General features: G+C 73.1%; 24 protein-coding genes. 14 read left to right on the top strand and 10 right to left on the bottom strand.

What is annotated here, in order from left to right; translation table 11 throughout:
• Positions 1-67: 67 nt before the first annotated feature.
• Positions 68-838 carry a DNA alkylation repair protein gene (locus BGO37_RS08105; protein WP_291753795.1) on the top strand — a complete coding sequence of 257 codons (771 nt, stop codon included), beginning with the start codon at positions 68-70 and terminating at the stop codon, positions 836-838.
• Here the strand turns inward: BGO37_RS08105 and BGO37_RS08100 are convergent.
• Positions 829-2,112 carry an ArsB/NhaD family transporter gene (locus tag BGO37_RS08100; protein ID WP_291753793.1) on the bottom strand — a complete coding sequence of 428 codons (1,284 nt, stop codon included), beginning with the start codon at positions 2,110-2,112 and terminating at the stop codon, positions 829-831. The genes BGO37_RS08105 and BGO37_RS08100 overlap by 10 nt on opposite strands.
• A complete protein-coding gene (locus BGO37_RS08095; protein ID WP_291753791.1) occupies positions 2,109-2,582 on the bottom strand; it encodes a CBS domain-containing protein in 474 nt (157 codons plus the stop codon). The genes BGO37_RS08100 and BGO37_RS08095 overlap by 4 nt, the downstream gene beginning before the upstream one ends.
• Positions 2,583-2,809: 227 nt before the next feature.
• On the opposite strand from BGO37_RS08095, the gene nhaA reads away from it, so the two are divergent.
• Positions 2,810-4,072, top strand: a complete 1,263-nt coding sequence (gene nhaA / locus BGO37_RS08090) for a Na+/H+ antiporter NhaA (protein WP_291753788.1) — start codon at positions 2,810-2,812, stop codon at positions 4,070-4,072.
• A gap of 24 nt (positions 4,073-4,096) precedes the next feature.
• On the opposite strand, the gene BGO37_RS08085 is transcribed toward nhaA, so the two are convergent.
• A complete protein-coding gene (locus BGO37_RS08085) occupies positions 4,097-5,233 on the bottom strand; it encodes a 6-phosphofructokinase (RefSeq protein WP_291753785.1) in 1,137 nt (378 codons plus the stop codon).
• 36 nt (positions 5,234-5,269) lie between these two features.
• A complete protein-coding gene (locus BGO37_RS08080; RefSeq protein ID WP_291753782.1) occupies positions 5,270-7,075 on the bottom strand; it encodes a cation:proton antiporter in 1,806 nt (601 codons plus the stop codon).
• A gap of 103 nt (positions 7,076-7,178) precedes the next feature.
• Between BGO37_RS08080 and BGO37_RS08075 the strand changes: the two genes are divergently transcribed.
• The gene (locus BGO37_RS08075) at positions 7,179-7,607 is read left to right on the top strand and encodes an ATP-binding protein (RefSeq protein WP_291753780.1); all 429 of its coding nucleotides are present in this window, start codon (positions 7,179-7,181) and stop codon (positions 7,605-7,607) included.
• Positions 7,608-7,610: 3 nt separating this feature from the next.
• On the opposite strand, the gene BGO37_RS08070 is transcribed toward BGO37_RS08075, so the two are convergent.
• From BGO37_RS08070 to BGO37_RS08060, 3 genes are all read right to left on the bottom strand, one after another.
• The gene (locus tag BGO37_RS08070) at positions 7,611-7,826 is read right to left on the bottom strand and encodes a helix-turn-helix domain-containing protein (protein WP_291753779.1); all 216 of its coding nucleotides are present in this window, start codon (positions 7,824-7,826) and stop codon (positions 7,611-7,613) included.
• Between the two features lie 2 nt (positions 7,827-7,828).
• Positions 7,829-8,482, bottom strand: a complete 654-nt coding sequence (locus BGO37_RS08065; RefSeq protein ID WP_291753778.1) for a hypothetical protein — start codon at positions 8,480-8,482, stop codon at positions 7,829-7,831.
• Between the two features lie 130 nt (positions 8,483-8,612).
• Complete coding sequence (locus tag BGO37_RS08060) at positions 8,613-9,398, bottom strand: hypothetical protein (protein WP_291753776.1); 786 nt, start codon at positions 9,396-9,398, stop codon at positions 8,613-8,615.
• Between the two features lie 212 nt (positions 9,399-9,610).
• On the opposite strand from BGO37_RS08060, the gene BGO37_RS08055 reads away from it, so the two are divergent.
• Positions 9,611-10,450 (top strand): SDR family NAD(P)-dependent oxidoreductase, encoded by an 840-nt coding sequence (locus BGO37_RS08055; RefSeq protein WP_291753775.1) that lies wholly within the window; start codon positions 9,611-9,613, stop codon positions 10,448-10,450.
• Positions 10,451-10,520: 70 nt separating this feature from the next.
• Here BGO37_RS08055 and BGO37_RS08050 read toward each other — a convergent pair whose 3' ends face one another.
• Positions 10,521-11,426: an NAD(P)-dependent oxidoreductase gene (locus BGO37_RS08050; protein WP_291753774.1), complete on the bottom strand. Its 906-nt coding sequence runs from the start codon at positions 11,424-11,426 to the stop codon at positions 10,521-10,523.
• Positions 11,427-11,579: 153 nt separating this feature from the next.
• On the opposite strand from BGO37_RS08050, the gene BGO37_RS08045 reads away from it, so the two are divergent.
• Entirely contained in the window at positions 11,580-12,596 is a 1,017-nt protein-coding gene (locus tag BGO37_RS08045; RefSeq protein ID WP_291753773.1) for a LacI family DNA-binding transcriptional regulator, read from the top strand.
• Between the two features lie 71 nt (positions 12,597-12,667).
• Here the strand turns inward: BGO37_RS08045 and BGO37_RS08040 are convergent, their stop codons facing one another.
• Positions 12,668-13,621: a hypothetical protein gene (locus BGO37_RS08040; RefSeq protein ID WP_291753771.1), complete on the bottom strand. Its 954-nt coding sequence runs from the start codon at positions 13,619-13,621 to the stop codon at positions 12,668-12,670.
• A 393-nt stretch (positions 13,622-14,014) separates the two neighbouring features.
• Between BGO37_RS08040 and BGO37_RS08035 the strand changes: the two genes are divergently transcribed.
• The 9 genes from BGO37_RS08035 (at position 14,015) to BGO37_RS07995 (ending at position 24,295) form a co-directional block, all read left to right on the top strand.
• Positions 14,015-14,422, top strand: a complete 408-nt coding sequence (locus BGO37_RS08035) for an RbsD/FucU domain-containing protein (RefSeq protein ID WP_291753769.1) — start codon at positions 14,015-14,017, stop codon at positions 14,420-14,422.
• A complete protein-coding gene (locus tag BGO37_RS08030) occupies positions 14,419-15,039 on the top strand; it encodes an SIS domain-containing protein (RefSeq protein WP_291753768.1) in 621 nt (206 codons plus the stop codon). Before BGO37_RS08035 ends, BGO37_RS08030 begins: the two co-directional genes overlap by 4 nt.
• Positions 15,036-15,971 (top strand): ribokinase, encoded by a 936-nt coding sequence (locus tag BGO37_RS08025; protein ID WP_291753766.1) that lies wholly within the window; start codon positions 15,036-15,038, stop codon positions 15,969-15,971. Before BGO37_RS08030 ends, BGO37_RS08025 begins: the two co-directional genes overlap by 4 nt.
• A 36-nt stretch (positions 15,972-16,007) precedes the next feature.
• Complete coding sequence (locus BGO37_RS08020) at positions 16,008-17,168, top strand: DUF4185 domain-containing protein (protein ID WP_291753765.1); 1,161 nt, start codon at positions 16,008-16,010, stop codon at positions 17,166-17,168.
• 51 nt (positions 17,169-17,219) lie between these two features.
• A complete protein-coding gene (locus tag BGO37_RS08015) occupies positions 17,220-18,599 on the top strand; it encodes an ABC transporter substrate-binding protein (RefSeq protein ID WP_291753763.1) in 1,380 nt (459 codons plus the stop codon).
• Positions 18,600-18,841: 242 nt separating this feature from the next.
• Complete coding sequence (locus BGO37_RS08010; protein ID WP_291753762.1) at positions 18,842-19,687, top strand: carbohydrate ABC transporter permease; 846 nt, start codon at positions 18,842-18,844, stop codon at positions 19,685-19,687.
• A 1-nt stretch (position 19,688) separates the two neighbouring features.
• A complete protein-coding gene (locus BGO37_RS08005; RefSeq protein ID WP_291753761.1) occupies positions 19,689-20,510 on the top strand; it encodes a carbohydrate ABC transporter permease in 822 nt (273 codons plus the stop codon).
• A 21-nt stretch (positions 20,511-20,531) separates the two neighbouring features.
• Positions 20,532-21,647 (top strand): glycoside hydrolase family 172 protein, encoded by a 1,116-nt coding sequence (locus BGO37_RS08000; RefSeq protein ID WP_291753759.1) that lies wholly within the window; start codon positions 20,532-20,534, stop codon positions 21,645-21,647.
• Entirely contained in the window at positions 21,644-24,295 is a 2,652-nt protein-coding gene (locus tag BGO37_RS07995) for a GH116 family glycosyl-hydrolase (protein ID WP_291753758.1), read from the top strand. Before BGO37_RS08000 ends, BGO37_RS07995 begins: the two co-directional genes overlap by 4 nt.
• Positions 24,296-24,331: 36 nt before the next feature.
• On the opposite strand, the gene BGO37_RS07990 is transcribed toward BGO37_RS07995, so the two are convergent.
• Positions 24,332-24,976, bottom strand: a complete 645-nt coding sequence (locus BGO37_RS07990; protein ID WP_291753756.1) for a GNAT family N-acetyltransferase — start codon at positions 24,974-24,976, stop codon at positions 24,332-24,334.
• Positions 24,977-25,127: the final 151 nt, after the last annotated feature.

Here is a 25,127-nt window from a genome sequence, read left to right as displayed (position 1 = left end):
CGGCCACTGCCCCGGTCGCGACGGCCGCGACCCGGTGGAGAAGGCGACCGCCCGCTACGGTCGGGACGTGCCGATCGACGAGGCCGCCGGGCTGGCCGACGAGCTGCTCGCCCGGCTCCGTGCGCTGGCGAACCCGGAGAACGCCGCGGGCATGGCGCGGTTCGGCATCAGCCCGGCCGGCACCCTCGGGGTGTCGATGGGCCCGCTGCGAGCGATCGTCGCCGAGCTGCGGCCGCTGCGTCGCAGCGATACCGCGCTGCTCCACGAGGCCGCCGGGCGGCTGTGGGCCTCCGGTGTCCACGAGGCGCGGATCCTCGCGGGCCTGCTCGACGTCCCGGCCCTGGTCACGCGGGCGCAGGCCGACGCCTGGGTCGCGGACCTCGACTCCTGGGACACGTGCGACCAGCTGATGCACCTGGTCGCGGCCACCGCCTTCGCCTACGACGCGGTTCCCGCGTGGGTCGCGCGCGAGGAGACGTTCGTCCGGCGCGCCGGGCTGGTGCTGCTCTGCACCCTCGCGGTCCACGACAAGCGCGCGCCCGACGAGCGCCTCGTCGGCCTCCTCCCGCTCGTCGAGTCCGTGGCCGACGACGAGCGTCAGTCCGTCTCCAAGGCCGTGAGCTGGGCGCTGCGGCAGGTGGGGAAGCGATCGCCGGCGTGCCACGCCGCCGCGATCGCCTGCGCGGAACGCATCGTCGAGGCTCACGCCGGTCGCGGACACGGTTCAGCCACGGGCACCGCCGGCGACCGTGCGGCACGCTGGGCGGCCCGCGACGCGCTCCGTGAGCTGCGCAGCGGGGCGGTGCGCCGGCGCCTGGGAGCGGACGATCAGAAGTAGCGCAGCAGGAGGTACGGGATGGTCAACGCGATGGTCGTCCCGGTGACCAGCAGGCCGTAGCGGGTGAACGTCCAGAAGGAGATCGGGTGCCCGTAGCGGCGCGCGATCCCGAGGACCACCACGTTCGCGCTGGCGCCGACGGCGGTCGCGTTGCCCCCGAGGTCCGCGCCGAGCGTCAGCGCCCACCACAGCGGCTGGGCCGCGTGACCGCCCGCCTCCACGAGCCCCTGCACGAGCGGCGCCATGGTCGCGACGTAGGGGATGTTGTCGATGACGCCGGAGATCACGGCCGAACCGACGAGGAGGCCCACCGCCGCGGCCGGGTAGTTGCCGCCCACGGCCCCGGCCACGGATCGACCGATCCGGTCGATGATGCCGAGGTTCACCAGGCCCCCCACCATGACGAAGAGCCCGGCGAAGAAGAGCAGGGTCTCCCACTCGACGTCGGCGAAGATCGTCCGCGGTTCGAGGCGGGTGAGGATCACCAGGAGGCCGGCGCCCAGCAGCGCGACCTCGGCCGGCTCGAGGTGGATCCTCGACTGGAGCACGAACCCGGCCAGGACGAGGGCGATGACACCGAGCGACTTCGCCAGCAACGGGATGTCGCGGATCGCCTCCCGCTCGTTCAGCGCCATCACCCGGCGCGCGCGGTCGGCGTCGTAGACCAGCTCTTTGCGGAACAGCAGCCACGCCATGCCGACGAAGACGACGAGCAGGACCGCCACGATCGGCAGGACGTTGACGACGAAGTCCGTGAAGGTCAGGCCGGCGCGGCTGGCGATGATGATGTTCGGCGGGTCTCCGATGAGGGTGGCGGTCCCGCCGATGTTGGACGCCATCACCTCGACGATGAGGAACGGCGCCGGCGGTACCGCCAGGCGGCTGCAGATGAGGAGCGTCACCGGTGCGACCAGGAGCACCGTGGTGACGTTGTCGAGCAGGGCGGAGATCACGGCCGTGATGAGGATGAGCATCACCATGACGACGAACGGCCGACCGCGGGCGCGCTTGGCCGCCCAGATCGCGACGAACTCGAACGCGCCGCTCTGCCGCAGGATGCCGACGATCATCATCATGCCGAGCAGCAGGAAGATGACGTTCCAGTCGATGCCGGTGGACTCGGAGAAGAAGATCCCGTGGTCGTCGGTGGCGCCGATGAGCAGCATCGCCGCCGCCGCGCCGAGGGCGACCGTGGCGCGAGGGACCTTCTCGGTGGCGATGAGGACGTAGGCACCGACGAACACCGCCAGCGCGAGGGCGATCTGGAGCGTCATGCGTCGTCGCCCGACGAGCGGTCGCTGAGTCGCAGGATCGCGTCCGTCAGCGCCGGCAGGGTGACGAACCGGGGAGGGCCTCCCGTGACGAGGGCGACCGAGGCGCGCGCCGCCGCCATGAGGGTGGCCACCTCGACCAGCGTGGCATCCGGCTCCACGGTGAGGAGGTCGTGGACGTCGACGCCCTCGTCGTCGAGGAGCTCGCCCACGGTGTGGCCACGGGCTTCCGCCCACACCTCGTCGGAGCCGTTCTCGTCGAGCACGCCTGACAGGGAGGTGTCGTCGCGCAGGTAGGACGGGATCAGCAGACCCAGGACGTCGACGGCCGAGATCACCGCGGCGGGCCGCCCCTTGTCGTCGGTGATCACCAGGACGGGGAGACGCTCACCGGCGATCATCCGCGCGGCGTCGAGGACCGGTGTGCCGCGGTCGACCAGCGGAAGGGTGGTCTCCAGATCGGATGCGTGCACGGGCCCTCCTCGTGTGACGACGCTCTTGCGTCTGCCGACCAGGCTTCCCGGCGCACCGGCGCCCAGCGTAGTGGGTCACCCCGCGCACGCCGAGACGTCCTCGCTGACGGTGGCCGCGCCGCTGGCCGACCCACCGGTTACGATCGCAGTGGCGGGCGTGACCCGCCGGGTGTGCCGGGAAGCCTGGTCGGCGTCAGTTCGTGCTGAGCCGACCCTGAGGAGCTCCCGTGACCGTCGTACCCGCTGCCCGCCGCCGCCCGTCGCCGGACCTCGTCGGCGGCGTGCTTCTCGTCGCCGCGGCGCTCGCCGGCCTGACGTGGGCGAACTCCCCGTGGCGGGACACCTACCGCGCGCTCGCGCAGACCGTGGTGGGGCCGGCCGCGTGGCACCTCGACCTGTCGCTGGAGGCCTGGGCGGCGGACGGGCTGCTAGCGGTGTTCTTCCTCGTCGTGGGCCTGGAGCTCAAGCGGGAGCTGGTGTCGGGGACGCTGCGCGACCGCCGGCACGCGGCCGTGCCGGCGCTGGCCGCCGTCGGCGGGATGGTGGTGCCGGCGGTGGTCTACGTGCTCGTCGTCGGCCTCGGCGGCGCGAGCGCGGGACTGCGCGGGTGGGCGGTGCCCACCGCGACCGACATCGCGTTCGCGCTTGCCGTCCTCGCCCTGGTCGGGCGGGGGCTGCCGGGCGTGGCGCGCGTGTTCCTGCTGACGCTCGCGGTGGTCGACGACCTGCTGGCGATCGTCGTCATCGCGGTGTTCTACGCCGCCGAGATCCGCGTGACGTGGCTGGTCGCGGCCGCAGCTGCCGTCGTGGCGTTCACGCTGGCGGCGCGGCTGCTGGCGCCGTCCGGAGGGGCCCGGCGGGTGGTCGCGGCGTCAGCCACGGGGCGGGCGCTGCTCGTCGTTCTGCTCGTCGCGCTCGGGCTGACCGCCTGGGTGACGCTGCACGCCTCCGGTATCCACGCGACCATCGCGGGCGTCGCGTGCGGCCTGGCGATGCCCGCCACACCCCGGCCGGGTGGTCGGTCGCCGGCGGGCCACCTGGAGCACCACGTGCGGCCCTGGTCGGCGGCGGTCGCGGCGCCGGTGTTCGCCTTCTTCGCGGCGGGCGTGCCGCTCGCGGGCCGTGGCGGCCTGGCGACCGAGCCGGTCGTGTGGGGCGTCCTGCTCGGCCTCGTCGTCGGCAAGCCGGTGGGCGTGCTGGGCACCGCGGCGCTGCTCGAACGCTTCACCCGGCTGCGCGCGCCGGGCGGCCTGCGGCCGCGCGACCTGGCCGGCGTCGGGCTGCTCGCCGGCGTCGGGTTCACGGTGTCGCTGCTGGTGGCGTCGCTGGCGTTCGACGACGCCCGGCTGCGCGACGACGCGACGCTCGCCGTCTTCGCGGGATCGCTGGTCTCCGCGGTCGCGGCCGCCCTCGTGCTGCGGCGCGGGCGTGGCGCCCGCGCGCTGCCCGTCGTGCCCGACGACGAGCTCGAGGTCGACCCAGCGGACTGACCTGCGCGAGTCCCCGCCGGGGCGTCACTCGCCCAGGCCGACCCCCACCTGCCGCGCGGCCGTCACCCAGTGGTGGTCCGGCGGCACGAGCTTGACCTTGCCGGCGACCTCGGACAGCGGCACCGCCTCGGTGCCCTCGCCCCGGGCGGCGACCATGACGCCGAACTCGCCGCGGGCGACGAGGTCGGCCGCCGCCGCGCCGAGCCGGGTGGCGAGCAGGCGGTCGGCCGCGCAGGGCGTCCCGCCGCGCTGCACGTAGCCGAGGATCGTCACCCGCGTCTCCAGGCCGGTCGCCGCCTCCAGGTCGCGGGCCAGCTTGAACGTGTGCTCGCGCTGCAGGTCCTCGACGTGGGCCAGGTGCGCGCGCGCGGCCCGCTGGGCCTCCGGCGTCTTGGCGGAGCCGGCCAGCAGCTCGGCGGCCGCGTAGTCGGCGGCGTCGTCGACGTCGCGCGCGCCCTCGGCGACGGCGACCACGGAGAAGTTCGACCCCCGCTGCAGCCGCGTCTTGATGGTGGCCGCCACCGAGTCGACGGTGTACGGGATCTCCGGGATGAGGATGATGTCCGCGCCGCCGGCCAGGCCGGCACCGAGCGTCAGCCAGCCCGCCCGGTGCCCCATGATCTCGGTGAGGATGATCCGGTGGTGGCTGTGCGCCGTCGAGTGCACGCGGTCGATCGCATCGGTGGCGATCTCCATGGCGGTGGCGAACCCGAACGACGTGTCCGTGCCGGCGATGTCGTTGTCGATCGTCTTCGGCAGGTGGACCACGTTGAGGCCCGCCGCGACCAGGCGCATCGCGTTCTTCGCCGTGCCGCCGCCGCCCAGCATGATGAGGGCGTCGAGCCCCTCGCGCCGGTAGTTCTCGACCACGGTCGGCACCATGTCGCGCGGCTCGCCGTCCACCGCGTACTTGTGCACCTTGTCCCGGCTGGTGCCGAGGATGGTGCCGCCCACCGTGAGGATGCCGGACAGGGCCTTGCCGTCGAGGGGCTCCCAGCGGTCCTCGACGAGCCCGGTGATGCCGTCGCGGAACCCGATGAGCTCCATGCCGTAGTGGCCGATCGCGGTCTTGCCGAAGCCGCGGATCGCCGCGTTGAGCCCCGGGCTGTCGCCGCCGGCGGTGAGGATCCCGACCTTCTTGACCTTGGTCTTGGCCACCATGGCCGTCCACCTCCCTGTTCGACGCGCCCAGTCTCGTCAGTCCTGGTCGCGGGGGCCAACTGCGCGCAGCTGGAGGCCCAGCTGCTCGGCGTCGAGGATGCGCAGCTCCTCGGCCAGGGCCTGCGACCCGAAGGTGCCCTCGGAACGCAGCCGCAGCAGCGCGGCGCGCTGGGCGTCGATGAGGTCGAGGCGCAGCGCCTCCTCCTCCGCGCGGTCCGCAAGCGCCGCGGCGCGCTCCTCGCCGGCCTCCGGCTCCGCACGCTTGAGCACCACGGTGCTGATCCGGCGCACCCGCGTCAGCACGGCCTCGGAGTACGGGCGGCCGTCCGGGCGCCGCAGCGCGGGATCCGCGAGGCGGGCTGCGGCCGCCCTCGCCAGCTCGGCCTGCACCGCCTCGAGGTCGGTGCGCTCGTCGGGATCCTCCTGCCGTCCCAGCCCCAGGACCCGGATCAGCCCGGGCAGCGTGCCGCCCTGCACCACCAGCGTGCCGCCGGCGACGACGAACGCGACGAGCACGAGCGTGGAGCGGTGGGGCGTGGTGGCCGGCAGCGACTGCGCCGCCGCCAGCGTGATGGCCCCCCGCATGCCCGCCCACACCAGGAGGGCGCCCTCCTTCCAGCCGAACGACTCGGCGGCGAGGTAGTCGATGTCGGCGATGCGCCGGCGGACCATCGACAGCACGGCCGGCCTGCGGCGGTCGATGTGCCGCACGTCGGCGGGCCCGCCACCGCGCACGCCGGCTCGTCGGGCGCCCTCCTCGAGGCCCTTCCGGCCGCCCAGCGGCGCGGGATTGTCCGGGTCGAGCCGCTCCTCGAAGGCGGCGAGCCGGTCCCGGCGCTCGGCCTGCCGCACGGTCCGCCGGTGCAGGAGCACCAGCGAGGGCGCGACGAACACCGCCCGGACCGCGATGACGAGCGCGCCTGTGAGGACGCCGAGGCCGAGCGCCGTCGTCAGGTCGCCGCGTGAGCCGCGCAGGTCCTCGAGCAGCCCGAACAGCTCGAGCCCCATGATGAGGAAGACCGCGCTCTCGAGCAGCAGCTCGAGCGTGCGCCACACCGCCTGCTCGGTCATGCGGTCCTCGGCGCGCAGGCGGCGCGGCGCGCCCGTGCCCGTGACCAGGCCCGCCGCCACGGCCGCGACCAGCCCGGAGCCCCCGAGGTGCTCGGTCGGCAGGTAGGCGACGTAGGGCACGACGAGCGACACGGCGACCCCCGCGGTCGCCGGCCGGAGGTGCGCGCGCGCCCAGAGCGCGGCCTTCCCGACGGCCCAGCCGACGACGACCGCGACGACGACCGCCCTGACGAAGTCGCCCGCCACGTGGCCGGCCGACACCGTGGCCGTGATCGCGACGACGGCGCTGCGCAGCAGCACCAGGGCGGACGCGTCGTTGAGGAGGCTCTCGCCCTCGAGCACCGTGACGATGCGCGGGGACACCTTCTGGCTCCGGACGATCCGCGTCGCCACGGCGTCGGTCGGGGACACGACGGCACCCAGCGCGATGCCCCCCGCCAGCCCGAGGCCCGGCAGCAGCGCGGACACGACGAGCCCGACGACGACCGCCGAGACCAGCACCAGGCCGACCGACAGCGCCGAGATCGTCGTCAGGTCCCGCCGGAAGTCCATCGCCGGCAGGCTGACGGCCGCCGAGTAGAGCAGCGGCGGCAGGATGACGGCGAGGATGAGCTCCGGCCGCACCCAGAACGCCGGCACGGCGGGCAGCAGGCTCACGCCGACGCCGATGACGACCAGCAGCAGCGGCGGCGCGACGCCGACGCGGTGAGCCAGGCTCGTCACGGCGACGACGACGAGCACCCCGATCACCAGCCACCCGACGGGTTCCATCGGCGCACCTCCCGCTGGTCAGGGCCTGGGTGCTCTCATGGTGCCCGACGAGCGGCCCGGCGCTAGCGTCAGCCAACGGTGCGCGACGAGGGGAGACGCCGGGATGCCGTGGCGGGCGGGGACGACGGCGGCGCTGCAGCCGCTGCCGCAGGCCGCCGCACCGCGTTCCCGTGAGCCCGTCACCGCGTGGACGCTCCGGTCGACCGCGGACCTACGGCTGCTGCGCCGGGCGCTCCACGACGCCCTCCACACCTCCCGCCACGTCACCGGTCCGGTGGTGCTCGCCGCGTCCGAGCTGGCGACGAACGCGCTGCGCCACGGGGTGCCGCCGGTCGTCGTCGCGCTCGCGCGGGTCGAGGGCGGGTACCTGCTCGACGTCGCCGACGGCTCGATGGACGTCCCGACGTACTCCACGTACCGGCCCGCCGGCGAGGGTGGCTTCGGCCTCTACCTCGTCGGGCGGCTGGCCGACGAGGTCGGCTGGTACGCCGCCGACGGCCGCAAGCACGTGTGGGCCGTGCTGCGGCACTGACCGCTAGGCGACCGTCAGCAGCTCGCCCGGCGTGCACCGCAGGGCGTCGCAGATCGCGGTGAGGGTGCTGAAGCGGATCGCGCGGGCGTGCCCGTTCTTGAGGATCGAGAGGTTCACCGCCGTCACGCCGGCACGCACCGAGAGCTCGACGAGCGTCATGCCCCGCGCGGCCAGCAGCTCGTCGAGGTGGCAGACGACGCGGTCCTCCTCGCCGGGCACCGCTACACCAGCCCCCGCACGTCGTCGGCCATCCGCGCCCCCGCCCGGAACGCGGCCGCGACCGCGAGGATCAGCGCGCCGACGAGCAGGGGGGTGAGCTCGACCGACGGGGTCGCCATGAACGCCGGCCCGGCGAGCCCGGTGCGATCGAGGACGAGGAACCCCGCGATCTGCGGCAGCAACGGAGCCAGCACCCCGGCCACGGCGACGGTCACGGCGAGCACGACGAGGCGGCGGGCGGTGCCCGGGGCGAAGGGGTAGCCGTCGGCGATGGCGCCGAGGAGCGGTGCGAGCGCGAGCGCGCCCACGAGCACGCCGAGGCCGCCGACGAGCCATCGGCCGCGGGCCAGCAGCTGCTCCACCCGGGTCGAGCCCCACGCCGCGAGCGTGAGCTCGGAGTCCGCGGAGGGCTGCCCGGCGACGTAGAAGCGCGTGCCGCTCGGGGGCGGGCCGGTGAGCCAGCCGTCGGGCACCGAGATCCCGTCGACGTGCGCCTCGACGGGGCCGGCGCGGTCCGGAGCCGCGGCGAGCGTCACCGGGACCCGCACCCAGGCGGGGGCCTGGGTGGCGCCGTTGATGGCGTAGGCGACGCCGAGCACACCGGCCGCCCAGCCGAGCACGACGATGAGGACCCGCAGGTAGCGCAGCCACGCCATGCGGTGAACATATCGATCATCGTTGTGCCGCGTGGGGTTTCCGGGGTCGGGGGAAGATCCGGCTCGGCCGGCGGCCCGAACCTTCCTCGTTGTTGTGCCCGGCATGGTCCGCCCGGCGCTCGTCGCCGCCTCAGCGAGGGACGACGACCGCCCAGGGGACGGTCCACCCGGCGATGACGAAGCCGTCGCTGACGTACTGGTCCCGCGGAAGGGTCACCATGTCGCCGGATGCGGGTTCGTAGAGGTGCAACGCATCGTCGTCGTGCCCCACCGCGAGCACCACGTGCCGGGGCGACGCGCCGTCCCCGACGAACATCGGCGCCGTGCGACCGGCGGCGACGGTCCGCTCGACGGCGTCGTACCCCGCCGCGCGGGCGGTCGGTGAGTCGGGGCCGACGTACCGTGCGCGATACCTCAGGCCGGTGATCCGCGTCATCTCGTGGGCGGCGCCCCACGGCGGCGTGCCCAGCGCCTGCGGCCATGGCACCTGGAGCCCGGTCGGGCCGACGAGGCCATTCGTCCGGCGCATGACCGCCCGCTCCGCCGAGCCGAACCGGGTCGCGAGGTCGTCGGCGTGGTCGGTCGTGCTGCCATGGTCGGGCTCTCCTGCGCCGCGCTGGGCATCGGCCGCGAACCGGGCGGCGACGGCTCCCAGACCGCCGGCCGCCGGCGCCGTTCCGTCGTCGGGGCGCCCGAGCAGGAGCTGCGCAGCGGACGCGGGGTCGGCGAGCGCGCGCGCCACCAGGAGCGATGCCGAGCCGCACGTCGTCGAGCTGCGCTGGCGCAGGTGGTGCCGCAGGGGGTCGAGACGCTCGTCGGCCGGGTGCCCGACGAGCGGGGCCGGCGCCGCCGGCCACGCACCCTGAGCCCGGCCGATCGCCCCCCACGCTCGTCGCACCCACGACCAGCCGTCCACCTGCGGCACGCTAGCGGCGAGGGCGGGCCTCCGCGCGCCCGCTGTGCCCCGACCGACCGCGTGCGGCCGGCGTTCGCGGACCGGCCCTGGTGTGCGCCGACCGACCGCGTGCGCCCGGCGTGCGCCCGCCGCGGCGCTCGCCTCACCAGCCGTGCCCCGAACCGCGCGCGCCGGTGCACCGGTCCCAGGCTCACGCGCTATGAATGGGGGCCGTGACCTCGCACCTGACCTCGCACAAGACCATCGTCATCACCGGCGCGAGCGACGGCATCGGCGCGGCGGCGGCCCGGGCGCTCGCGGCCGACGGGCACGAGGTCGTCGTCGTCGGGCGCGACCCGGGCAAGACCGCGGCCGTGGCGGACGAGCTCGGCGTCGAACGCCACGTCGCCGACTACGCCCGGCTGGACGACGTCCGAGCCCTCGCTGCCGCGCTCGCGGAGGCCCACCCGCGGATCGACGTGCTGGCGAACAACGCCGGCGGCATCCGGGGTGCGCGCCAGCTGACCGCCGACGGCCACGAGATGACCTTCCAGGTGAACCACCTGGCGCCGTTCCTCCTGACGAACCTGCTGCTGGACACGCTGCTGGCGTCGTCGGCCGCGGTGATCACCACGAGCAGCATGGCCTCGCGCAACGCTCGCGTGGACCTCGGCGACCTCGACATGGCCGTCGGCTACGCGCCCTTCCGGGCGTACGGCGCGAGCAAGCTGGCGAACATCCTGTTCACGCGCGAGCTGCACCACCGCTTCCATGGTCGCGGGCTGTCGTCGGCCGCGTTCCACCCCGGGGTCGTCGCGACGAGCTTCGGGGTCACCGACGGACCGGCGGTGACCCGGTTCTACGGGAGCTGGCTGGCGCGAGCGGTGTTCGCCTCTCCGGCGCAGGGCGGCAGCCGGCTGGTGCGGCTCGCCGAAGGGACGCCGGGCGTCGACTGGGCATCGGGCCAGTACTGGGTGGGCGGGCGGATCGGCCGGACCAGCCCGCAGGCCGACGACGCCGACGCCGCCCACCGGCTCTGGGAGGCCAGTGCCGAGATGGTGGGGCTGGCCTGACGCCGGATCGCCTCCAGCGGCGACGAGAAGCCTGCGGGAGCGGCCGTCTGCGCGGCGGGCTCGCTTCGCCTCAGCTGGCCGGCGCCGGCTCCTCGGGCCACTCGGATCGGCCGGGGCGGAACGCGTCGACGACGGCGGCGATGTCGCGCGGCGTGGCGGTCGCGCCGGCCGCGGCCTTGTACGCCTGGGCCAGCACGTCGACCAGGTCGGTCGGCACGCCGGCCGTGCGGGCGTCCGCCGCGATGAGCGCGAGGTCCTTGCGGAGGCCGGCCAGCTCGAACTGCGGGTCGAAGTCGCCGGACAGCATCGCGGCGCCCTTGATGTGGGCGTAGGGGCTGTCGGGCTGGCCGCCGTCGATCGCGTCGAGGAACAGCTGCGGGTCGATGCCCCACGCTTGCGCGAGTGCGATCGACTGGCCGACCCCCGCCGTGAGGATGGCGATCCACGCGTTGGTGACCAGCTTGAGCCGCGATGCGGCTCCGGGCTCCTCGGCGACCCAGACCGTGCGCGTGCCGATCGCGTCGAGCACGGGCTTGACCAGCGGGCGAAGCTCGGCCGGTGCGGCGGCGAGGACGACGAGCATGCCGGCGAGCGCCGGCTTGCGGGTGCCGAGCACCGGGGCGTCGACGAAGGCCACACCGTGCTCGTCGGCCAGCGCTGCCAGGCGGGCGGTGCCGACGGCCCCCACGGTCGACGACTGCACCCAGACCGCCCCCGGCGCCATCGCGGGGAGCGCCGTGGCCATCACCGCGGCGTCCGCGTCCGCGTCGAACAGCGCGGTCACCACGACGTCGGCCCCCTTCACCGCCTCCGTCGGGTCGTCGGCCACGGTGGCGCCGAGGTCGGCCAGCGGCTCGGCCTTGGCTCGTGTGCGGTTCCACGCGGTGGTGTCCAGACCGGCGCGCAGCAGGGAGACGACCATGCCGTAGCCGATGGCACCGGTCCCGAGCACGGTGACGCGAGGGGTTTCGTCCATGTGCCTAGCGTCGCGCCGTCGGGGCGTCGGCGCCATCCGCGGCGCGTCGTCGGCCGCGCGACGCGGCGAGCGGGTGCGTCTCTCCAGGCGACAGGTGCGGGCAAACGATTCCCAGGACGTGCAACGATGCTCCCCGTGGCCGAAGGACGCGCCGTGACGATCCAGGATGTGGCGCGTGTCGCCGGCGTGTCCGCCGCGACCGTGTCCCGGGTCCTCAACGGGCGCAGCTCGGTGGACGCCGACATGGCGTCGCGGGTGCGCCAGGCGGTCGCCGACACCCGCTACGTCCCGAACAGCAACGGCCGGGCGCTGCGGCGGCAGGTGTCGGACGTGTGGGCCGCGATCGTCTCGGACGTGCAGAACCCCTTCTTCACGGGGATGGTGGCCTCGCTCGAGGCGGTGGCCGCCCAGCGCGGGCTCTCGGTGATGCTGTGCAACACGGACGAGCACGTCAGCCGCGAGCGCGTCTACATCCAGACGGCGATCGCCCAGCGGATGGCGGGCGTGGTGATCGCGGCGGCGTCTGCGAAGCAGTCGAACCTCACGCCGCTGATCGCGGCCGGCATCCCGGTGGTCGTCGTCGACCGCCGGGTCGACAGCTACGCGGGTGACACCGTCTTCGTCGACAACTACCTCGCGGGCCGCCTGGCCGCGGAGCACCTGATGCAGATGGGGTACCACCGCATCGCCTGCATCGCCGGCCCGTCCGAGGTCAGCACCACCGAGGAGCGCCTCGCAGGTTTCCGCGACGCGCTGGCCAAGGGGAAGAACCCGGTCAGCTCGTCGATGGTGCGGCGGGCCAACCTGCGGCCCGAGGGCGGCGAGGTGGCGATGCGCGGCCTGCTCGCGTCCGCGCACCGTCCCGACGCGGTGTTCGCGACGAACGGGCCGCTCACGGTGGGTGCCTACCGGGCGATCCAAGCCGAGGGCCTGGCCATGCCGCACGACATCGCCCTCGTCGGCACGGACGACGACCAGTGGACGCGCATGGTGGTGCCCGGAGTGAGCGTGATCCGGCAGCCGGTCGCGGAGATGGGAGCGCTCGCAGCCGAGCTGCTGCTGTCCCGCGGGTCCACGTCGCACTCGGCGCCGCAGCACATCGTGCTCGACCCGGAGCTGCTCGTCAGGGCCTCGTCGGCGGCACAGCCCGGCGCCGCCGCCGCCCGCTGACTGCGGTCCGGTCGCCACGCGCCGACGGCGCCTTCGCCGTCGTAGCCCAGGCGGTCGCCCGTCCGCCGCGCCTAGGTGGTGGCCCCGTGCCGGGCGACCACGGCGTCGAGATCGGCGTCGCCGTCGAGCGGCTCGCACCAGAAGACGAACTCTTCCCCGTCCCGGTAGGAGTCGACGAGCTCGACGTTCTCGAAGGCGGGGCCGCCGGGGATGGGCGACGTGCTCGCCCAGTAGGCCCATCGAGCGTTGACCTGGACGGCCACCGCCGCGCTCGGACCCTCCACGCGCCAGCCCTGGACGGCACGTGCCCCCTCGTACCTCCAGTGCGCCGCCGTACCGGGGGCGTAGACCGCCGACCACGGGTCCGCCTCGTCGGGGGTGGCCCACACCAGGGCCGCGGCGCCGTCCCGGCGCAGGTGCTCGAGCCCGAAGCGGGCATGCTCGGTGAAGGCAAGCCCGACGAAGCCGGGCCACAGCTCGCCGGGCGTGGCGACGCGGTCGCGCAGGTGGAGCCGCCGGAGCCGGGCGTAGTTGCCCATGGTCGCCGTCAGGACGCACGCCGACAGCCCCACGCTGCCGGGCCGCCGGAAGGCGGCCAGCGAGACCTCCCGCGGCCGGTCGGCGCGGAACTGCACGCGCACGGCGACCTCCGCGCCGTTCTCGAACCGCTCGCACTGGACGTGCACCGTCAGACGCTCGACACCGCCCTCGACCGTGACGACGCCGGGCTCCGGGTCCGTCGTCGGGCGAGGCACGTCGTCCGCGACACCACTCGACGACCAGAGGCGCTTGCCCGGCGCACCGTCCAGCGCGCTCGGCTCCAGCTCGGAGAAGCCCCGCGCGGTGGCGTCGAGGGGGATCGGCTCGACCGCGACGAAGTTCAGCAGGCGATCGCTGCCGAGGTAGGGCGCGAACATCCGCAGGAGTCCCCGGGGACCGAGGCCCGGCTCGATCCCGACCTGGAGGCCGTCGGCGTGGCCCCAGCGCGGCGCGTGGCCGTTCGACGGACCTGGTTGCAGCCACATGGTGCGCTCCACTCGCTCGGACGGGGCGACGATGCCTCGGCGGCCGGGCCGTCCGACGGTGGGCGCGGCGCGTGAAACCCCAGGCCAACGGAGCCCACCGTAGGCTTCCTGAGCAATCCATTTCAAGAGAACGCCCGCCGTGGGGATGCGTGCGATGGTGGTGACAGCGGGGCCCCGCACCGGGCACGCCACCTGCGTGCGCCGCAGCTGGAGGGCTGGACAGCGACCTGACCTGCGGTGTCGCTGGGAGCGCGGCCGGCCGGCAACCGCGTCCGGCAGGTCGCGCAGGGTCACGGTCTGGCGACGAGTGTTGACGACTCGGGTGCGGCGGTGTAGACATCGGGAAATCGATTACTGATCGACGCTCGACGACGACGACGACGGAACGGAGCGATGGTGCTCGCTGGCATCCACCCGCTGCTGACGGGGACCCTCCTGCATCACCTGGATGCGATGGGCCATGGCGACTGCGTGCTGGTCTCCGACGCGCACTTCCCGGCCGAGCGGCTCGCGCAGGTCGTCGTCGACATGCCCGGGGTGGACGCGGACGTCATCGCCGGCGCGATCTGCACCGTCCTGCCGCTGGACACGCTGACCGCCGCAGTCCTCATGGACCCCGAGGGTGCCGAGGCGCCCGCGGTGGCGGCGCTGCGGCGGGCCTGCCCGGCGCCGACCGATGCCATCGGGATGCTGCCGCGCCAGGCCTTCTACGACACGGCGCGGCGGGCGCGGGTCGCGGTGCGCTCCGGCGACCGGCGCACGTTCGGCAACGTGCTGCTGTTCAAGGGCGTCGTGGCGTGAGCGGCGTCCCGCTGGAGCAGGCGCTGGTCGCGGCCGACCGGGCGATGGCGGTCGAGTCCGAGGCGATCGCCGCGACCCGCCGGGCCGTCCGGCCGGCGTTGGCCGAGGCCCTGCGGCTGCTGAGCGGTACGCGCGGCCGTGTCGTGGTGTCCGGCCTCGGCAAGTCGGGCCACATCGGGTCGAAGATCGCCGCGACGCTCGCGAGCACCGGCACACCGGCGTTCTTCGTGCACTCGGCTGAGGCGCTGCACGGCGACTCCGGCATGGTCACGCCGGACGACGTCACCATCCTCATCTCCTACTCGGGCGAGACCGCGGAGGTGTGCCACTTCGCACGGATGGTCCTGGCCCGCGGGGTGCCGGTCATCGCGATGACCGGCCGGCCGGAGTCGACGCTGGCGACGCTGGCGCAGGTGCACCTGTCGATCCACGTGGAGCGGGAGGCGGACCCGCTGGGGCTGGCGCCGACCGCGTCGACTGCCAGCACGCTGGCCCTGGGCGACGCCCTGGCCGCCGGGCTCATGACCCTGAGCGGTTTCGGGTCCGACGAGTTCGCCACCTTCCACCCGGGCGGTTCGCTCGGACGCCAGCTGCTCGGCGACGGGAGCCTGGCATGAGCGCCTCGGTGTGCGTGGTCGGCTCGTTCATGATGGACCTGGTCGCGTACGCGCCCCGGCGTCCGAACCCCGGCGAGACGTTGATCGGGACCGACTTCTCCTTCGCCCCCGGCGGCAAGGGGTTCAACCAGGCGGTCGCGTCGGCACGGGCGGGGGCGTCGACCGCGATGGTCGGTTGCGTCGGCGACGACGACATGGGCGCGCAGTTCCGCTCGATGCTCCTCGCCGAGGGCATCGACGCGACGGCCGTCCAGGTGCGCCCCGGCGCGGGAACCGGCGTGGGCCTGCCCCTCGTGGAGCCGAGCGGGCAGAACTCGATCGTCGTCGTGCCCCGGGCGAACCGGGTGGTCGACGCCGTGCAGATCATCGAGGCGGCCCCGGTGATCACCGCCGCCACCGTGCTCGTCCTGCAGCTCGAGCTCGCCGTCGAGGCCGCGCTGGCGGCCGCCCGGATCGCCCACGAGCGTGGCGTCACCGTCATCCTCAACCCCGCACCGGTCTGCCCGTTGCCGGCCGAGCTGCTCGAGCACGTCGACGTCCTCGTCCCCAACGAGGGCGAGCTGGCGGCGCTCACCGGCCGGGCCGACCTCGGTCCGAGCGAGGCGGCCGCGCTCCTGCGCGACCGATGGGGACTGGACGTCGTGGTGACGCTCGGGGAGCGCGGCGCGCTCGTGGTGGCTTCGGGCGGGGAGGTGAGCCACGTGCCGGCCCGTCCGGTGCGGGCGGTGGACACCGTCGGCGCCGGCGACGTGTTCTGCGGGTACCTCGCCGCCGGGCTGGCCCAGGGCCTGCGCCTCGCCCGGGCGGCCGAGGCGGCGAACGTGGCGGCGGCCATCTCCGTCACCCGGACGGGCTCCGCGGCGTCGGCCCCGACGGCCGACGAGGTACGCGCGTTCACCGAGGCGCCGTCCACCGTCGCCAGCGGGCAGTGACCCGCCCCACACGCTGATCGTCGATCGAGGAGGATCGTGGCTCGTCGGAAGGTCATCCGAAGCACCGCCGTCGCGGCGGCGGGCACGAGCCTGCTCGTGCTCGCGGCGTGCGCGGGGGGTGGTGCGGCGGCGCCGACGCCTGTCTCCGCCGCACCGACCGCGTTCGCCCTGGCCAGCACGACGCCGTTCGTCCTCAAGGGCGTCCGGGACGTCACGCAGGTGGGCCAGATCACCGGGGCAGGAGCGCCGGGCAGCACGGTGCGGTGGGGCATGGGCTACGCCGACCTCGGCTCGATGTTCGAGGCGAACGGCAAGGTGTACTTCACGTTCGGCGACAACTTCGCGAGCCGCCCGGAGGGCGCCGTCGGCGGCGGGGGCACCGGGTGGCGCTCGAACGCCATGGCGTGGACCACGGACACGAACCCGTCGGACGGCATCACGCTCGGCGGGATGATCACCGACGACCTCGGGCTGGCCAAGGAGCTGCTGCCGTCCAAGAAGGTGGACGACGTCGAGATGACCGTGATCCCCACGTACGGCTTCGAGGCCGGCGGGGCGATGTACCTCCACTGGATGTCGGTGCGGCACTGGGGTGCGCCCGGCGAGTGGGAGGTCAACGACGCGGGCCTGGCGAAGTCCACCGACCAGGGCCAGGACTGGACGGTGCTCGACTCCCCGCGCTGGAGCGGCACCTCCGGGTTCGTCCAGGTGGCGACCTACCACGTCACCGAGGACGGCGTCGACACGCTCTACGTCTGGGGCATCACGCACGGGCGGTTCGGCGGGGTGTCGCTGGCGAAGGTGGCCGCGGCGAAGGTGGACGACGCGTCCGCCTGGCGCTACCTCACCGGCGTGGACGGCGCCGGGCACCCGACCTGGGGTGGCGACCCAGCGGCGGCGAGAACGGTTCTCGACGACACCGTCGGCGAATTGTCGGTGGTGTGGAACGCCTATCTCGGCCGCTGGATCATGACGTACCTCAAAGAAGGCACGGGAATCGTCATCCGCGAAGGGCTCTCGCCGTGGGGCCCGTGGGGCGTCCCGGTCACGCTCGTCGGTGCCGACCAGGTGGCCGGCCCGTACGCGCCGTACATGCTCGACCGCTACACGGCAAATGGCGGCAAGACCATCTATTTCACGCTGTCCATCTGGGATCCGTACGAAGTGTTCTGGTACCGCGCCGACCTGCAGAAGTAGGGACGGCGGACTGTTGGCGCAGCGAGGCGCCCAGACAAGAGGAGGAAGAGAATGAGGCGAGGCAAGGGGCTGATCGCCCTCACGCTGGCCGCCGCCAGCGCAGTGTCGCTCGCTGCCTGCGGCAGCGGTTCAGCCGGCGGGACGGGCACGCCCGCCGCGTCCGGCACGCCTGGTGCTGTGGAGACGGGCTGCTCGAGCGCGACCACGGTCACCTTCTGGCAGCAGAAGTTCGAGGACTACCAGCAGGCCTGGTACAAGAAGTACGTCGCTCAGTTCAACGCATCGCAGAACTGCGTGAACGTCGTCTACCAGGTGGTCCCGGGCGACACGTGGACGCAGAAGCTGCAGGCCGCGCAGGCCGCCGGCACGCAGCCCGACGTGGTGACCACCAACTACGGCAACATCAAGCCGGGCGTGGCCCAGGGCCAGTTCTCGGCGCTCGACGACTACCTGCCCGCGTCGGCGTTCGCCGACATCAAGTCGAACGTCGCACCGTTCGTGACTCAGAACGGCAAGCACTGGGGCTACCCGATGCTCGTCGAACCGTCGACCGTGCTGTACATCAACACGGACCTGGCGAAGGCTGCCGGGCTCGACCCTGCGAGCCCGCCGAAGACGTGGAACGACCTCATCGACTGGGCGACGAAGCTGACCTCGGGCAACGTCAAGGGCATCACCATCGCCTCCGTCGCCGCCGACCTTGGATGGTCCAGCTGGGGGTTGCAGTACAACTCGTGCGGCCACTTCCCGATCACCGACGACTGGAGCGCGGGGCGGGCGACCGAGTCGTGCTTCGCGGACCTCGTCGGCCTCTACAAGACGCTCTACCAGAACAAGCTGATGCCGCAGAACCCCAAGACGGGGTATGCGGATGCCACGCCGTACATGAACGGCGAGGTCGCGATGATGGTGGACGGCTCGTGGGCGCTGGGCGCGATCAAGCAGACCAAGCCCGACCTGCTCCCCAAGACGGTCGCCGTGCCCTTCCCGACGAAGGACGGCGGCACCGGTGAGACGACCGCGACGCTCGGCGGCTGGACGTTGACCCTCGACGCGAAGTCGAAGCACCCGAAGGAGGCCGCGGCCTTCATCTCCTACCTGGCCGCCGGCGACCCGAACATCATGGCCGACTTCTTCAAGCAGGCCGGCTACTCCAAGTACACGACCCGCACCTCGGTGGACCAGGCGATCGCCACCAACGATCCGTCGACGAAGCAGGACGCCAACATGAAGACGATCTCGGAGGACATCGTCGCTCACGGCATCGCCGAGCCCCAGTACCCGTGGGACATCTCGCTGGCGATGGGCACTGCGATCGAGGCGGGCATGAAGGGCACGGCGTCGGTGGACGCCGCGTTGAAGACCGCGAACGACTCGATCAACAGCACCATCCAGAAGCAGCAGCTCAAGGGAACGGCGCCGCAGTCCTGACGCCTGAGCACGGTCCGGTGTCCCGGGGACTGCGCGAGCCGCCCCTGGGACACCGGGCCTGCCGGACGAGGGCCACGGTGACCCCCGAACCCATGAAGGGGAGTGACATGAAGGCGCCCGCCACAGAGGCAGCGACGCATCGAGAGCGGCAGGGCAGCGTTACCGCGAAGCTCGGTGAGACGGCACCACCGGCGCGAGAGAAGCGCGCCGGGAGCCGCGAGGAGAGGCGGACGGCGTACCTCATGCTCGCCCCGATGATGGTGCTGCTCGCCATCTTCGTGATCTGGCCGCTGATCTTCGCCTTCCGCCAGAGCATGTACCAGGGCAACTTCTACAAGCCACCCGTGTTCGTCGGGCTCGACTTCTACAAGTACGTGCTGACGGACCCGGGCTTCTACCAGTCGCTCAAGGTGGGCGCGTACTACGCGGTGATCGTGGTCCCGGGCGGCATGCTCATCGCCCTGCTCATCGCCAGCTTCATCAAGACGCTCGGCAGCAGGATGGCCTCGTTCATGAAGACGACCGTCTACCTGCCCACGGTGGTGTCAGCCGTCATCGCGTCGGTGCTCTTCAAGATCATCTACGCCGACCAGGGTCTGGCGAACTGGGTGCTGAGCCTCATCAACGTGGCGCCGAAGAACTTCCTCGGCAGCCCCACCATGGTGATCCCCGCCGTCGCCGTGCCCGGCATCTGGCTGGGCCTCGGCATCACCACGCTCATCATGCTGGCGGGCCTGCTCGACATCCCCGACAGCTACATTGAGTCCGCCCAGCTCGACGGTGCCGGCTTCCTGAAGCGGACGTGGTACATCACGCTCCCCCTGCTGAGGAACGTCCTGCTGTACCTGTTCGTCACCGGCATCGTCGCCGCGTTCCAGGAGTTCCTGCTGCCCCTGCTCATCGCCAACGGCGGCCCCGTCAATGCGTCGACCACGCCGAACCTCTACATCTTCAACCAGTTCCGCGCCGCGACGCCCTACGCGATGACGTTCTCCATCACGGCGTCGCTCCTCCTGTTCATCGTCCTCGGCACGGTCTCGGCGCTCGTGTTCCGGCTCATCAGGTCCGAGAAGGCGGTGGATGCCTGAGATGACCAGGTCCCGACGCACCCTGGTCGTCAAGTGGGTGCTCCTCGTCCTCATCGCGTTCAGCCTCGTGCTGCCGCTCGCGTGGATGGCGCTGTCCGGCTTCAAGCGCGACAGCGACGTCCTGAAGTCGCCGTTCTCGCTGCTGCCCGAGGTTTGGCAGTGGCAGAACTACACCGCGATGTTCCACGACTCGCCGTACATGACGGCAGTGGGGCTAACGATGCTCGGCGCCCTGATCTTCACCGGGCTGAGCCTCGTCGTGAACTCGATGGCGGCCTACGTCTTCGCGCGGCTGGACTTCGGGCTCAAGCGGTATTTCTGGGTGTTCTGCATCATGCCGATGTTCGTGCCGGGGATGTCGATCCTCATCACGTCGTTCGTGGTCGTGTCGAAGCTCCACATGCTCAACACGCTCGCGGTACTCATCGTCCCGGGCGTGGCCGCCGCAGGGCAGATGTTCTTCATGCGCCAGTTCTTCCTGGCCATGCCGATCGCGGTCGAGGATGCGGCGCGGATCGACGGCTGCTCGCGCTGGACGATCTTCCTGCGCATCTTCGTCCCGAACTCGACGGCGGTGTTCGTCGTCGTCGGGATCACGTCGTACATGGCGTACTGGAATGCGTATGTGTGGCCGATCCTGACGATCAGCAACCCGACGCTGCAGCAGATCATGCCCGTGCTCGCGAACTTCGTCGACGACCGCGGGCCGCAGTACGGACAGCTCATGGCGGCCTCGACACTGGCGGCTCTGCCGACGATCGTCCTGCTGCTCGTCTTCCAGCGGTACATCGTCGCCGGCGTCCGTCTCTCCGGCATCAAGTAGGCACGAGGCAAGGTGGTGGGGATGGACATCGGCGGCATCAGCGCGCTCAGCGATCGTCAGACACGCTCGATCTGCCCGGAGAACTTCGACGGGTCGGTCGGCGGTGGCGGGCGCGCGACGACCGGCACGGGCGCGTGGAACGCCCGCGACCTCGGCCCGGGCTGGAAGGTGTCGCCGAGCGTGGACGTCGCCGCCGGCGCGACGTTCGAGCTGGCGAGCATCGAGGGCTCCGGCCGGATCACGCACATCTGGATCACGACGCACAAGGACAACTGGCGCACGCTCGTGCTGCGCGCCTACTGGGACGGTGCGACCGAACCCGCGGTCGAGGTCCCGTACGGCGACTTCTTCTGCCACGGCTGGGGCGTCTTCGCCCAGGTGAGCTCGCAGGTGATCGCGGCCAACCCGAACGGCGGCTTCAACTCCTACTGGCCGATGCCGTTCCGCTCCGGCGCACGGCTGACGCTGGAGAACACCTCGGACGTCGAGGTGCGCGTGTACTACCAGGTCACCTACGAGGTGGGCGGCGACCACTCGGCGGACGGCTACTTCCACGCCCAGTGGCGGCGCTCGAACCCGCTGCCCGACAAGGTGCCGCACACGCTCGTCGAGGGCGTCGAGGGATCGGGCCAGTACGTCGGCACCTATCTGGCCTGGGGCGTCAACTCCAGCGGCTGGTGGGGCGAGGGCGAGATGAAGTTCTACCTCGACTCCGACGAGGAGTACCCGACGATCTGCGGCACGGGCACGGAGGACTACTTCGGCGGCGCCTGGAACTTCGACGTCCCCGGCCAGGGGTACACGCCGTACAGCACGCCCTACCTCGGCCTGCCGCAGGTGATCCGGCCCGACGGCCTGTACGCCTCCCAGCAGCGGTTCGGCATGTACCGGTGGCACGTCCCGGACCCGATCCGCTTCCGGGAACGGCTGCGCGTGACGGTCCAGGCGCTGGGCTGGCGGTCGGGCTGGCGCTACCTGCCGCTGCACGACGACATCGCCTCGACCGCGATCTTCTACCTCGACCGCCCGGTCGCCCACCGGCCCGCCGCCCCGACGGCAGACGACATGGAGGTCCACCTAGGCGCCGAGGCCGTGCCGGACCTCGGGAGCACGCCGCCGCGGGCGCCCCGCGGATGACCACCCTGGGCAGCGACTCCGCCCGGGCGGCGGCCATGCCACTGGGCGGGATCGGCACCGGCAACCTGGCGATCGGCGCGGACGGCGCCCTGCGCCAGTGGCAGCTCCACAACATCGGCAACCACCTCGGGGAGCTGCCGAACACGTTCCTCGCGCTGCGGTACAGCGGGATCCAGCCGCCGATCGACGGGCTGCGCGTGCTGCAGGCCCGGTCCGAGGCGAGCGACCCGGTGCCGATGGTGAACGACGCGGCGGTCCCGTCGTGGCACGAGGGCCTGTTCTCGGCCTTCCCGCCGGTGGCCGCGACGCGGTTCCGCGGATTCTACCCGTTCGCCGAGGTCGAGGTCGTCGACCCTGACCTGCCGCTGGGCGTGACGATCGAGGCTTTCAACCCCCTGGTGCCGCTCGACGAGGAGGCCAGCGGGATCCCTGCCGCCCTCTTCACGGTGCGTCTCGTCAACCGGTCCGCGGACCACCTGCACGGCTGGCTCGCCGGCGCGCTGCAGAACGACGTCGGCGCCGACGGCGTCGTCAACCCGCGCGGCGCCGGCCACCCGGGCTACGGCGGCAACACGAACCGGCTCGAACGTGCCGGCGGCTGGACGTCGCTCGTCTGCGAGAACCCCGCGATCCCGGACGTCGACCCGCGAGCCGGCCAGATGGTGCTGGCGCTGGAGGGGCACGGCTCGGTCGCCGACCTCAGCTGGTCGCAGCCGCAGGACTTCGCCGAGTTCCTGCGCGGGCTCGTCGTGCCGGGCCTCCCGGAGCACGGGGAAGCCGGCGCCTTTCCCGGCGGAAGGGACGTGCGGACGGGCAGCGGCTGGCGGGGACCGAGCGCCGCGGGGAGCACGTGGGCGGGCGGCCTCGCGGTGCCCTGGCACCTGGCGCCGGGTGACTCCCTCGCGCTCCGCGCCGTGGTCGCGTGGTCCTTCCCCCACCGGTTCGTCAACTACGACGACTTCGGGCCGCGGCACCCCGAGCGCGGGCTGTCGACGTTCTGGCTCGGCAACTGGTACGCACGGCGCTACCCGCGCGCCACCGACGTCGTCGCCGACGTCACCGCGCGGTGGGAGGAGCTGCACGCGGCCTCCGACGACTGGCGGCGGGTGCTGCGGGACTCGTCGCTGCCGCCGGACGTCGCCGAGCGGCTCGCCGGCCAGGCGGTCCCGCTGCGCACCCCCACGGTGTTCCGCGCCGGCACCGGGGAGGTCTTCGGGTTCGAGGGTGTCAACGGCGCGTCGACGATGCACCACGCCGGGGCGGTCGGCGGTTCGTGCCCCCTGAACTGCACACATGTGTGGAACTACGAGCACGCGCTCGCGGCGCTCTTCCCGTCGCTCGAGCTGTCGATGCGCGACACGGAGTTCGACGTGGCACAGGCGCCGTCGGGCTACGTGCCGCACCGCGTGATCGCACCGACGTACCTGCCGCAGCTGTGGGACGTGCCGATCGGCGGCCCCGACGAGCCGGCGCTGGACGGGATGCTCGGGACGGTCCTCAAGACGTATCGCGAGGTCCGCGCCGGCGCGGGCGACGAGTGGCTGGCGCGCCGGTGGCCGAAGGTCCGGCTGCTGCTGGACCACGTAGCGGCCACCTGGGACCCCGACGCCACGGGTGTGCTGTCCGGGATCCAGCCGAGCACGCACGACATCGACCTGCGGGGCACCAACCCGTTCATGGGGACGCTGTGGCTGGCGGCGCTGCGCGCCGCGGAGGAGCTGGCGCTGCGGCAGGAGGACGAGCCCCGCGCGCGCTGGTGCCGGGCGCGCTTCGAGGCGGGGTCGGCCGAGTACGACCGGCGGCTGTGGAACGGCGACTACTTCGTCCAGGTCCTCGCGCCCGGCGAGCCCGACGAGTTCCAGTGGGGACCGGGCTGCCTCTCCGACCAGCTGATCGGCCAGTGGTGGGCCCACGTCCTCGGCCTCGGGTACCTGCTGCCGCGGGAGCACGTCGTCGCGGCCTTGCGCGGGGTGGTCCGGCACAACCTCCGGACGTCGTTCCGCGACGTCGTCCACCAGGACCGCGTCTATGCCGACGGCGATGACACCGGCCTGGTCATGTGCTCGTGGCCGACTGGTGGTCGGCCGGCCGTCCCCACCCGGTACGCGGACGAGGTGTGGACGGGCTCGGAGTACGAGGTCGCGGCGCACTGCCTCTACGAGGGGCTCGTCGAAGAGGGGATGGCGATCCTGCGCGGCCTGCGGGCGCGTCATGACGGCTCCCGGCGCAACCCGTACAACGAGGTCGAGTGCGGCGACCACTACGCCCGCTCGATGGCGGGCTGGACGGTGCTGGGCGCCATCACGGGTCAGCAGCACGACGCCTCCGCCGGGTCGCTGTCGTTCTCACCGATCGCGGCGCTGACGGCGCGCGACGACGCCGGCACGGTGCGGCTGCCGTTCGTCACCGGACAGGCGTGGGGCACGTGCGTGCTGCGCGTCGACGGCGCCGATCTCGAGGTCGCCCACGGCACGCTCCCGCTGCGGGAGCTGGTGCTGCCGGGCGTGCCGCGCGGCGCATCGGTCCGGCTCGCGGGCGAGGCGGTCGACGCGCGGGTCGAGCAGGCCGACCGCGGTTCGCGCGTGGTCGTCGGCCCGCCCGGTGTCGTCGTCGCCGCCGGGCAGCGCCTGACGATCGCGCGCGCCTGACCGCGGCACCGACCCCGTGGCCAGGAGCCTTGCCGCTCAGCTCCTCCGCGCCGCCCGCAGCATCGGGAAGATCGACGGCCCGCCCGGCGAGAGCGGCACGGGCTCGCGGATCGAGGCGTACCCGAACCGCTCGTAGTAGGCGACGTTCGCCGGCTTCGTCGTCTCCAGGTACGACTCCTCGCCGGCCTCGTCGACCAGCGCCAGCGCGGCCTCGATGAGGGCCGTCCCGCGGCCGGCGAGCTGGAGGTCGGGCCGCACGCCGGCCGCCTCCACGTACCACGAGTGGGTGGGCACGCCGGGCGCCGTCAGCTGCCCGAACCGGATGAGGCCGGGGCTGTGCTCGCGGGCCAGCGCCGCCAGGCGCACCACGCGCCCACCCGCGCGCGCCCAGCGCGCCAGCGGCATGGGGTACGTCCCGGGTGGGTAGATCGCCAGGGCGCCGGTGACCACGGTGCCGAGCGTGGTGACGAAGCCGAGGCCGTGGTCGACGGTGTCGGCGAGCGTCATCCGGTACAGCGCGGTCAGCTCGCCGACGCGGCGGCCGGGGTCGGGCATGAGGTGGCTGTAGCCGGGGTCGTCGGCCAGGGCGGTGGCGATGACGCGCGCGGCCTGCGGCACGTGGTGCTTGGCGAGCCGCTCCACGGCGTCCGGCGGGGCCACGCGTCGTCGCTCGGCAGCCATGGCGGCATCCTGACCTGGAAAGTTGTCCAGGAGCAACTCCAGCAGCCGGGCCGGCGGGCCGGCCGGGCCGCCGTTCGGCGCCCACGACCGTCCCGGCGGTGGCAGGCTCGTGCGGGCGGTGGTGGCCGACGAGGGGAGCATCGTGAGGGCA

Source organism: Cellulomonas sp. 73-92 (assembly GCF_001898175.1).
In the GTDB taxonomy this organism is placed as follows: Bacteria; Actinomycetota; Actinomycetes; order Actinomycetales; family Cellulomonadaceae; genus Cellulomonas.
The sequence above is the reverse complement of the archived record's forward strand: the minus strand, read 5'-3'. Positions and strand labels throughout refer to the sequence as shown.

Coding starts and splice junctions, on each gene's coding strand:
- BGO37_RS08025 (WP_291753766.1), top strand. CDS start 15,036: ATGAGCGCCTCGGTGTGCGTGGTCGGCTCGTTCATGATGGACCTGGTC.
- BGO37_RS08010 (WP_291753762.1), top strand. CDS start 18,842: ATGCTCGCCCCGATGATGGTGCTGCTCGCCATCTTCGTGATCTGGCCG.
- BGO37_RS08005 (WP_291753761.1), top strand. CDS start 19,689: ATGACCAGGTCCCGACGCACCCTGGTCGTCAAGTGGGTGCTCCTCGTC.
- BGO37_RS08035 (WP_291753769.1), top strand. CDS start 14,015: ATGGTGCTCGCTGGCATCCACCCGCTGCTGACGGGGACCCTCCTGCAT.
- BGO37_RS08040 (WP_291753771.1), bottom strand. CDS start 13,621: ATGTGGCTGCAACCAGGTCCGTCGAACGGCCACGCGCCGCGCTGGGGC.
- BGO37_RS08085 (WP_291753785.1), bottom strand. CDS start 5,233: ATGGTGGCCAAGACCAAGGTCAAGAAGGTCGGGATCCTCACCGCCGGC.
- BGO37_RS08000 (WP_291753759.1), top strand. CDS start 20,532: ATGGACATCGGCGGCATCAGCGCGCTCAGCGATCGTCAGACACGCTCG.
- BGO37_RS08100 (WP_291753793.1), bottom strand. CDS start 2,112: ATGACGCTCCAGATCGCCCTCGCGCTGGCGGTGTTCGTCGGTGCCTAC.
- BGO37_RS08075 (WP_291753780.1), top strand. CDS start 7,179: ATGCCGTGGCGGGCGGGGACGACGGCGGCGCTGCAGCCGCTGCCGCAG.
- BGO37_RS08015 (WP_291753763.1), top strand. CDS start 17,220: ATGAGGCGAGGCAAGGGGCTGATCGCCCTCACGCTGGCCGCCGCCAGC.
- BGO37_RS08065 (WP_291753778.1), bottom strand. CDS start 8,482: ATGGCGTGGCTGCGCTACCTGCGGGTCCTCATCGTCGTGCTCGGCTGG.
- BGO37_RS08050 (WP_291753774.1), bottom strand. CDS start 11,426: ATGGACGAAACCCCTCGCGTCACCGTGCTCGGGACCGGTGCCATCGGC.
- BGO37_RS08080 (WP_291753782.1), bottom strand. CDS start 7,075: ATGGAACCCGTCGGGTGGCTGGTGATCGGGGTGCTCGTCGTCGTCGCC.
- BGO37_RS07990 (WP_291753756.1), bottom strand. CDS start 24,976: ATGGCTGCCGAGCGACGACGCGTGGCCCCGCCGGACGCCGTGGAGCGG.
- BGO37_RS07995 (WP_291753758.1), top strand. CDS start 21,644: ATGACCACCCTGGGCAGCGACTCCGCCCGGGCGGCGGCCATGCCACTG.